The 9,836-nt window shown below is 44.2% G+C and carries 7 protein-coding genes and 1 tRNA gene; 4 read left to right on the forward strand and 4 right to left on the reverse strand.

Features of this window, described 5'->3' with window-relative positions; translation table 11 throughout:
- Positions 1 to 266 precede the first annotated feature (266 nt).
- Complete coding sequence (locus ACWB0I_RS02985; RefSeq protein WP_479386550.1) at positions 267 to 1,553, forward strand: ATP-binding protein; 1,287 nt, start codon at positions 267 to 269, stop codon at positions 1,551 to 1,553.
- A 572-nt stretch (positions 1,554 to 2,125) separates the two neighbouring features.
- Here ACWB0I_RS02985 and ACWB0I_RS02990 read toward each other — a convergent pair.
- The 4 genes from ACWB0I_RS02990 to ACWB0I_RS03005 form a co-directional block, all read right to left on the reverse strand.
- The gene (locus ACWB0I_RS02990; protein ID WP_479386551.1) at positions 2,126 to 3,085 is read right to left on the reverse strand and encodes a PDZ domain-containing protein; all 960 of its coding nucleotides are present in this window, start codon (positions 3,083 to 3,085) and stop codon (positions 2,126 to 2,128) included.
- A gap of 162 nt (positions 3,086 to 3,247) precedes the next feature.
- The gene (locus ACWB0I_RS02995) at positions 3,248 to 3,526 is read right to left on the reverse strand and encodes a hypothetical protein (protein ID WP_479386552.1); all 279 of its coding nucleotides are present in this window, start codon (positions 3,524 to 3,526) and stop codon (positions 3,248 to 3,250) included.
- A 57-nt stretch (positions 3,527 to 3,583) separates the two neighbouring features.
- The gene (locus ACWB0I_RS03000; RefSeq protein ID WP_479386553.1) at positions 3,584 to 5,380 is read right to left on the reverse strand and encodes a glycoside hydrolase family 13 protein; all 1,797 of its coding nucleotides are present in this window, start codon (positions 5,378 to 5,380) and stop codon (positions 3,584 to 3,586) included.
- Positions 5,381 to 5,870: 490 nt separating this feature from the next.
- Positions 5,871 to 5,956 (reverse strand) — tRNA-Ser (locus tag ACWB0I_RS03005).
- Between the two features lie 438 nt (positions 5,957 to 6,394).
- Between ACWB0I_RS03005 and ACWB0I_RS03010 the strand changes: the two genes are divergently transcribed.
- The 3 genes from ACWB0I_RS03010 (at position 6,395) to ACWB0I_RS03020 (ending at position 9,675) form a co-directional block, all read left to right on the forward strand.
- Entirely contained in the window at positions 6,395 to 7,306 is a 912-nt protein-coding gene (locus ACWB0I_RS03010; protein ID WP_479386554.1) for a cation diffusion facilitator family transporter, read from the forward strand.
- A gap of 21 nt (positions 7,307 to 7,327) precedes the next feature.
- Positions 7,328 to 8,716, forward strand: a complete 1,389-nt coding sequence (locus ACWB0I_RS03015) for an aminopeptidase P family protein (protein WP_479386555.1) — start codon at positions 7,328 to 7,330, stop codon at positions 8,714 to 8,716.
- Positions 8,717 to 8,976: 260 nt separating this feature from the next.
- Entirely contained in the window at positions 8,977 to 9,675 is a 699-nt protein-coding gene (locus ACWB0I_RS03020; RefSeq protein WP_479386556.1) for an urease accessory protein UreH domain-containing protein, read from the forward strand.
- Positions 9,676 to 9,836 lie beyond the last annotated feature (161 nt).

Raw genomic sequence — 9,836 nt, forward strand, 5'->3', positions numbered from 1 at the left:
CATGCCGGCACAGACCTTCACCGCCTGGGGAAACTTGTCCCTTGGCAAAATAATTCGTAATTTTTAATTATAATTACTTCTTTGTGCCCCTTGCGGTTTTGTAAAGGTTGCGGCTCTGCTGCCTTAGGATCTTCAGCAGATAAATTTTCGAACGCTAAGTTGATAAATCTTTAAATGTAAGTATTCTAAAATAAATTTAAGATAACAATTTAATAAATCCGGAATAATTAATTATATTCTTTGCAAAATGTAAGAGAATTTGCTACATGATAGAATCAAATTTCCTCAATAGAGATGTATTCCCGCAACTTAAAAGCAATTTGAAAACGCCCTACGTTTTAATCCTTTTCGGGTCCCGACGAACCGGAAAAACAACGCTAATGAAAATGTTGCTTCGCGAGCCCGAGGTCCAGAAAAACCCGCTGTACTTTGACCTGGAGAATCCCAATCAACGAGAAAACTTTCAATCACCTGACTATGATTTGGTGGCCCGGCAGATTATTCAGGCCTTGCCTCATCCAAACCAGAGAGGCTATGTCTTTCTGGATGAAATTCAGTACCTTGAAAATGCCCCCTCTTTACTAAAATATATGTTTGACCACTATCCCAATTTAAAATTTGTGGTTTCCGGCTCATCCTCATTGCGCATCAAATCCCTGTTGAGTGAATCTATGGTGGTACGGAAACGCGTTTTTCGACTTTTCCCACTAAATTTCAGGGAATTCCTGGTTTTTAAAGGGAAAATGCATTTGTACAGGCAGCTGGAAGGTTACAACTTTTTTTCAACATCTTCTGAAATACCGAAAATTCTGCCATCAATTCGAAGCCAGCTCCTGGCTGAAATATTCGACTTTTTAACTTTTGGCGGCTATCCGGAAACCACGCTCCTGGAGCCTCGGGGGGAGCGGATTCAATCGCTATATGAAATCTACACCTCATATATTCAAAAAGATATTGCTTTTTTGTTCTCCATAGAAAGTGTGGATAAGTTTAACAAATTGGTTAAAATCCTGGCCACTCAAACAGGAAATCTGGTAAACGTTTCTGAGCTTTACAACACCCTGGGCATTTCTCGTGCAACGATCGAAAGGTATGTGTTTATTTTGGAAAGCACCTTTGTTCTGGGACTTCTTAAACCTTTTTATTCCAACGTGCGGAAAGAGTTGAGCAAAATGCCTAAACTATTTTTTGAAGATGTTGGAATTTGTAATGCGATTCTGGGAAAATTTACGCTGGAACCAGGAAGCGCTTTTTGGGGGCAATTGGCGGAAAATTTCGTTTTTAACCAGCTGGAAAAACGATATGTGCCGGAGATAAAATTCTGGCGTAGTAAAAACAAACAGGAAGTCGATTTTCTTATTTTTAAGGAGGGAGAGATTATTCCTCTGGAAGTTAAATTTCAACAGAAACGAATAATGCGTCTCCCATCCGGATTGCGCAGTTTTATTCACCAATACCAGCCGGCACGCGCTTTTGTCATTACCATGGATTATCAGGAAATCATCCGTTTTAACCAGACGGAGGTCATTTTTTTGCCCATTTACTTCGTTTAATGCGCTCCTTCACTGGAAAGGATGTAAGGACTATCGGTTAGCTATGAATAATTTTTTGTCTAACCAATTATTCTTTTGAAGACGAAAGATTCTGGCCTTTCGGCCTATCTCTATTTTAAAACACCATCAAACATGAACTACGATATTTACATTCATGTGCTTCGGTGGCGATGAAACCGGCGGGATAGTTCCCGTTCATTTTGGCCCAGTAATGGAATCTGACTAAATAACAAATTTAAAGATGCGGAAAATAAACAAAACTCATACCAAATTCCCGTCAGGGACGTCTGACAATAGTCCGCCGTTTCAACAGCGGGAACAATGGATCCCAACAAACACCCCGTCCGTCCAGTCAGGGACGGCTGAAACAGGGCGGATTATTAAAGCGAGCCTTCGACTCGCTAGCGACTCTGGAGAGTCGCGCTACGATTTATTGTCACGTAGGGACGGTTGAATCAAGGCGGATTGGTCATTTAAATGTCTCTACGGGACAATTTTAAGATATTCATCATAAAAATTTTCGCACGCTACAGCATTAGCTCTTTTTAAGGAAATATTACAAGGTTCTTTGGCTAAAAACGATAAATTCCCCGCTCTTTTTCCTGCTCTTTGAGTGGGCTTTCCTCTTCGTCCTGCCAGAGGTGCCCTTTAAACCGTTTCATTCGAAATTCTCTGGGATTAATAACCTCAGGGGGCCAGGTAAAAGTTTCAATGTCCGGGACAAACGGTTTCTTTTTTCCCAATGTTACGGAGATGGTTTTGCGTTTACCTTTGCGCTTTAAATAAACTTTTACCACATCACCCGGATCGTAATAATTCACGGTTCGTACCAGATCCTCAACATCATGAATCTCTTTTTCATTGACTTTGTAAATCACATCTCCGGCTTTAATACCGCTTTTTTCGGCAGGCGAATCCTTCAATACCTTTTTAACCAGTACGCCATATTCGACCTCAAAATATTCCGTCAATTGTTCTGTAAGCGTTTCTGCCCTGATTCCCAAAAATCCGCCCTTCAGATGTTCTGCCTTTCCGGCCTTTAATTTCATTTTAAGGCGTTTAACGATGGAATCGGCTTTGGCCTTTAATTTACCGGCTTTCAGGCGTAATAGAATCTGGCGCTCTGCAAGATCCAAAGGTTGCACATGCGCAGTAAAGATCAACTCTTTTCCGGAACGATGAACCACAATATCCACATCTTTTTCCTGATCCAGCTCGCTGAAATAGTCTTCAAGGTCTTCCGGGGACTCAATAGGCTCGCCATCCATTTTGATGATGATGTCATGCGCTTTTAATCCGGCCTTTTGGGCTTCGCTGTTTGGCTCCACTTCAATAATTTCCGCGCCGCCCTGCAAGTCATATTTTGCCAGTGTTTGTGAATCCGGTTCTGTAACAACGAGTCCAAAGCGATGCCCCTCTGACTGCCCCTCAAGGGTAATCTGGATTTCTTTTTTCTTTTGAGCATCCGAAATAGCAAACGCCAGGCTGGTAAATAAAAAAATTGATATTACGAATAACCCAAGTCTTCTCATGGCCCCTCCAGGTTTCTCCGTACACGATACATTTTTAAATTACGTGTCTTCTGTAGAAAAGGTTTCTTTTTTCATCGTCTAAAGAAATCCGGAAACAAGGGGATTAATTTGTCCAGGACTAAACTTCATAAACTGGCGAGCGTTTTCCTGGCCAAAATCATTTTAGTTGTGCTTTAAAAGCGCCCAGATTCCAAGAGCAATTAACAAAACTGGAACAGCCGGCCCGATTAAGGCGAAAGGAAGTGCAATCAGACTAACAATGCCGGCAAACAAACCCAGGGGAATCAAGATAAGAGGCGTTAAGATTAAAGCCAGAGCCAGACCAAGTAATTTGATCGGCAAAGTGAGCATGAAAATTCCTACATGAAACACAACGCCAAATAATTTTAAGACAATCCAGCCAATGACCAGGAAAATAAAAATTGCAATGATAAAATCCATCTGTTTCCCCTTCCAATTGACAATCTGTTTAAATTACGAAGAGAAAAGCTAAAAGATTCATTCCCTGGCGATTAAAATTCGAAATCCTTTTGGCGGAACGCTCAATTTCAATTGGCCATTTTCAGCGGACAGCGGCTCATTCTGCCAGGCATCTGTAAAGTTAGCTGAAATCTGCAAGCTTACCTGCACAGGTTTATCAGAGCGGTTGAACGCCAGCAGGGCCTGTTCTTTACCTGCCGTGCGCTTTATTAATACCAGATCGGAATTCATCTGTTCTTTGAGAAATTGAAAATCGCCCTGAGACAAAACCGGGTAACGATGCCGGATGGCAATCAATTTTTTGTAAAAATGAAACAGCCGGGGATCAAAACGATTTTCATCAAGCGGTCGCTTTTTTCCTGATAAAGGATGGTGAGCTTCCGGTTCAAAGTTCATTTCCGGCCAGGTCATGGGTTTGCGGTCATCCGGATCATCGGCGCCCCACATGCCCGCCTCATCCCCATAATAGATGATCGGCGCCCCGGCAAAGGTCATCTGAAAGGCGACAATAAGTTTCTGAATTTGGCGCTCATTTGCCGTGGGCTTGCGCACCTCGTATTGGGGGTTGTCTCTGGGGCCGGCCGCTCGGTCGTATCCACGATCCGGATTAAGAATCATGGAAGCCAAACGATCCGTGTCATGTGAATCGAGCATACTCCACAGGATATTTAAAGATTTTAAACCATACCTTTGCTTGAGGTCTTCCAGTCTGTGGGCCAGCTCTGAAGCGCTAATGGCCTGTTTTTGATTAATAAAAAATGCCATCATGGCCCGTGCAAATTCGTAATTCATGGTGGCGTCCGTTAAACGCCCTTTGATCCAATCTGAGGCATCATGCCAGATTTCGGTAACAACCAGCGCAGCCGGATTAATTTGTTTGACTCTGGCGTACCACTCTTTCCAGAATGGTCTGGCTACTTCTTCAGCGACATCCAGTCGCCAGCCATCGATTCCATCGGAAGGGTCGCCGTCTCCATTCGGGTCCAACCAGCGTTTACAGGCATTAAAAATGTACTGCCGAGGACCATTGACAATGCCCTTTTCATCTTCATTGAATTCCGGCAGCGATTTGACACCCCACCAGCCTTTGTAATCGAATTCGTTTTGCGGAGTTTGGGGGTCGTCCCATCGGGTAATGGAATACCAATGCGCGTAAGGCGAATTCTGTTGATGTTTAAGAATATCCTGAAAAGCAAAAAACGCGGTTCCGGTATGATTAAAAACTCCGTCAATGACGATTCTAATGCCCCGCGCATGAGCCTCTTTGATGAGTTTCAGGAAAAGGGAATCCGCCCTGGTCCAAATCCAGGTGGAAGGGTCTTCCGTTTCTCTGGCCTGTTTCAAGCGCTCCAGATCGCCGGCAGCATCCGGACCAAAATTATTGTCGATATGGTGATAGGTAGAGCCATCATATTTGTGCAGGCTTGGCGCTTCAAAAAGCGGATTAAAATAGATACCGTCAATGCCCAATTCTTTTAAATAATCCAATTTTTTAATCACCCCAACAAGGTCACCGCCAAAACGCCGTGTAAAAACCACGTCATAAAAACGACTGGACTGTTTTCTTTCCCAGGGTTGAATTTTGTACCAGTCTGAGGTCCAGGGATGAATGCGCCAGCCGGGTTGCAAATCGGCGCCCGGCACCTCTTCGGCTGTTGGATCATTGCTGGTATCGCCATTATAAAAACGCTCCGGGAAAATCTGATACCAGACGATACCAGTGGCCCAATCCGCATTGGCTTCTTTTTGAACCGTTCTTTGTGAACAGGAAAAGGTGCCTAAGAGCATCCAAAGGATGACAACATATTTTAACATAAAAACCTCCATGCGTCACTCAATTATGTGTTACTAAGGTAGGCTTTTCTGGATTCTGATGCAAATTTTGCTAAACAGTATTAAAGGCCTCTCAGGAGAATTTGAATCCCCCGCAAAAAGTCACGAAGACCTAAAAGTTATCTTTAGAGTAGAATTTCCAATCCACTGTTTTTTCTCTCGACTGCTTTGCGGGAGAGGCGATAAAGGGATGAGGAATCTTCTACACTGGCAAGTAATTCGTAATCGCAATGTAACTCGAGCCTCAGCTCGAAACTTTGGTATGGGCAAAGCATTTTTTGAGAACCCATGCCGACCTGACATTTCGCAGCCCGTCATGGCTGGACAGTTCTTTTGAAGAAAATATTTTAAGCTTTGAAGAATGTGAACATGTTACATTTTGCCCGAAAGTTCAGAAAAAAGTTATCTGGATTTCTCTTAAAAAGGAAGGCTTCCGCTCAAGCTATGCTTACAGACTCAAAATAAAAAAAAGCGGAGAGGGTGGGATTCGAACCCACGGTACCACGAAGGTACACACGATTTCCAGTCGTGCCGATTCGACCGCTCTCGCACCTCTCCGTTTTTGCTACTGTTTCGTAACAAGCGTTAGAACTTAAAAAAATCAAAGCAATTTTTCAAATTTTAATCAGCCTCTGTTTTTAATTCATCGTTTCCATTCCGGCACTCCATCTTTCATCTGCGAATTAATGCAATTGATTTTTTGCATTTTCAGCGCTCAATTCATCCTGAAGCCGGCAGGGCATTCAAAACCATTTTCCCTTCTCCTGAGGCCGCAATTTACTGCATTAAAATTTGTCAGATCGAACTGGACAAGGCCGCTCTGCAGAGTCGATCCTTAAAGCATCGTAAATCAAGAAGATCGGCTCCCCGAAAAATTAGCCTTGCCTTGATCTCTTATTTTTCTCTAACGCTATAACTTCTTCAGGGATTCGCTTTAATTATTTGCCCTGTTTTGGATGATCAACTAAATTAATTAAAAAAAGTCGGGTAAGGTACATGAGTCATTTAAACCACCATGCGCATAAACACTTCCATCAGGATACGCCCACACTGCGTCTGCTCATCACCATGATTTTAAACTTTGTGATCACTCTGGCCGAACTGATCGGTGGAATGCTGGCTGGCTCCCTCTCTTTGATTTCCGATGCCTTGCACAATTTTAGCGACGGTATTGCCATCATCATCTCCTACATTGCCATTAAGCTAAAAAAGCGCTCGGTTACGCCCAAACACACTTTTGGTTTAAAACGCGCCGAGATCTTTGCAGCCGCTTTAAATTCCGGCGTCCTTCTGGTCATTACCCTCTATCTCTTTTACCATGCTCTGCTCCGTTTTTTGCATCCCCAGAACATCCAGGGGGGATTAATGATGATCATCGCCGGCATTGGGCTCGCGGCTAATGTAATCGGCACCTTATTGCTGGCCAAACTGGCTAAAAAAAGCATGAACTTGCGTTCGGCCTATTTGCATTTACTTTCCGACGCTGTTTCTTCCTTTGCGGTTCTGATCGGCGGATTTGCCATTTACTACTGGCAAATCTACTGGATCGATCCTCTACTTACCATTTTGATTGGAATTTACATTTTAAAAGAAAGTTACCAGATTTTAATCGAATCCATTCACGTTTTAATGGAAGGCGCGCCTCCGGATATTTCCATCACAGAAATTAAAAAGGCTGTAGAAAGTTTACCGCAGGTCAACGATTTTCACCATATTCATCTTTGGATGGTGGGCGAAAACGATGTGCACATTGAAGGTCACGTAGACGTTCAGGACATGTTGATCAGTGAGAGCAGCCAGCTACGCAATCAAATCGAGCGCCTTCTTCAAGAAAAGTTCAAAATTAAACACATCACCTTGCAGTTTGAGTGCAATCATTGCACCAATGCCCAAATCATTGAACAGTAATCACAATTAAAGGAATTTTATATGTTTAGCAAAGAAATTTACGTCAACCGCCGTAACCTTCTTAAAAACAAGATGAGCAATGGACTATTGTTGTTTCTGGGAAACAGAGAATCGCCCATGAACTACCCCGCCAATACCTATCCATTCCGTCAGGACAGTACTTTTCTCTACTATTGGGGCATCGATCAACCCGATTTAGCGGCTGTGATCGATCTTGACGAACAGAAAGAGATTCTTTTTGGTAATGACTTTGAAGTCGATGACATTGTCTGGATGGGTTCGCAACCCAAAATGCAGGACCTGGCGGAACAGGTGGGCGTGAAACAGGTCGAAGCGCTAAATGCCCTTGGGCCCATGCTCCAGGATGCTTTAGCAAAAGGGAGAACCATTCATTTCCTGCCCCCGTACCGTCATGAGAATATGTTGGTATTACAGGAACTCTTAGGCATCAGGGCTAATTTCTTAAAAAAGTATGCCTCCGTTCCCTTTATTAAAGCGGTCGTGGAACAGCGTTCCGTCAAATCCGAAGAAGAAATCATCGAAATTGAGAAAGCGCTGGACATCACCTATCAGGTGCATCTTGAAGCCATGAAACTGATCAACCCCGGTCTAAAAGAATACCAGGTTGCAGGCCTTTTACAGGGCAAAGCCCGAAGCCTGGGCGGTTCACTCTCTTTTCCCATGATCTTTTCCGTTCACGGAGAAATTCTGCACAATCCGTTTCAGCTCAACCAAATGGAAAAAGGCCAGCTGGTGGTACTGGATTGTGGCGGCGAAGCAGCCAGCCACTACGCCGGAGATATTACCAGAACTTTACCGGTCTCCGGAAAATTTACAGAGGAACAAAAAGCCATCTACCAGATCGTTTTGAACGCCCAGACCACTGCCATAGACATGATCCGGCCTGGCGTCAAATATCGCGATGTCCATTTACAGGCCGCAAAGGTCATCACACTGGGACTCAAGGAATTGGGATTAATGCAAGGCGACATTGAGGAGGCTGTTCAGGCCGGAGCGCATGCGCTCTTTTTTCCCCATGGCCTGGGCCACATGATGGGCCTGGATGTCCATGACATGGAAGACCTGGGAGAAGATTTTGTAGGCTACGATGAACAGACGCAACGCAGCGAGCTGTTTGGTCTGGCTTATTTAAGGCTGGCCAAAGAATTAAAGATCGGCTTTGTGCTTACCGTGGAACCGGGCATCTATTTTATTCCCCAACTGATTGATCTGTGGCAGGCCGAACAGAAATTTAATCAATTCATTAATTACGAACGCGTGGCTGATTACCGCTCCTTTGGAGGCATCCGCATTGAAGATGACGTGCTGGTTACAGAATCGGGCGCCCGCGTCCTTGGTAAATTAATTCCCAAACAAATTGACGGCATCGAAGCCATCATGCAAAGGTAGCGCTGTGTAAGTTGTGGGCACTGTTTATTTGGCCTGTTCTCATACAAAACAGCAGGCCTGTTGATGCATGGCCGAATGAACATTTGAGGATGCTCGAGCAGGTTGACAAATGCCTTTGCCCCAGGGAACAAGCGCGTCCGACTCCAGGTCACAGGCCATGACAATCCAGGTTTCGCCTCTTTTGCGCGGACCAGCCAAAACCATTTGTGTTACGTTTTTTAATTTCGTAACTTATTAAAAACGTTTCACAGGGAAATATTATGTGGCTCTTAATGGCAACCGCGGTGTCCATCGCTTTTTTGCACACAGTAACGGGCCCTGATCATTACCTGCCCTTTATCATGATTTCTCGGGCGCGGAACTGGACCTTACCCCGTACGCTATCCGTTACTTTTGTTTGTGGATTGGGTCACGTTTTTAGTTCAGTTCTTATCGGATTGATCGGTATTGCCCTGGGTATTGCCCTGCACAAGATTGAATTTATTGAATCGATACGCGGAAATATGGCCGCCTACCTGCTCATCGCCTTTGGCCTCATTTATTTTATCTGGGGTTTGCGGCAGGCCTATTTAAAAAAGCCACACACCCACTTTCATCTTCACGAGGATGGCAGCAGCCATAGACATCCGCACACGCATTTCCACAGCCATGCCCATATCCACGAGGATAACAAAAAATCCATTACGCCCTGGGTTTTATTCCTGATTTTTGTGTTCGGCCCCTGCGAGCCGCTCATCCCCATCCTCATGTACCCGGCCGCTCAAAATCACTGGTTCGATTTAACCATGGTCACCCTGGCTTTTGGCCTGGTGACCATCGCCACCATGTCGCTCATTGTCTTTCTAGGATTAAAAGGCTTTCGCTTGCTGCCCATGGAAAAAGCAGAACGCTTTACGCACGCCATTGCAGGCATGACCATTTTACTTTGCGGTTTAGGCATTCAATTCTTAGGACTTTAAGCCGGGTTAAAATACTTCCTTCAAAACTTATAATCCCGCTTAGCGGGATGCGAAAATTTTTATGCTGTTTTAGGGAGGACGTGTTGAAGAATTGGTTTAAATTATTTCTGCGAATATCTGCTAAATCTGCGCCAAATATAATTGTGATTAAAACAGTTTCT

The organism is Caldithrix sp., assembly GCF_056497305.1.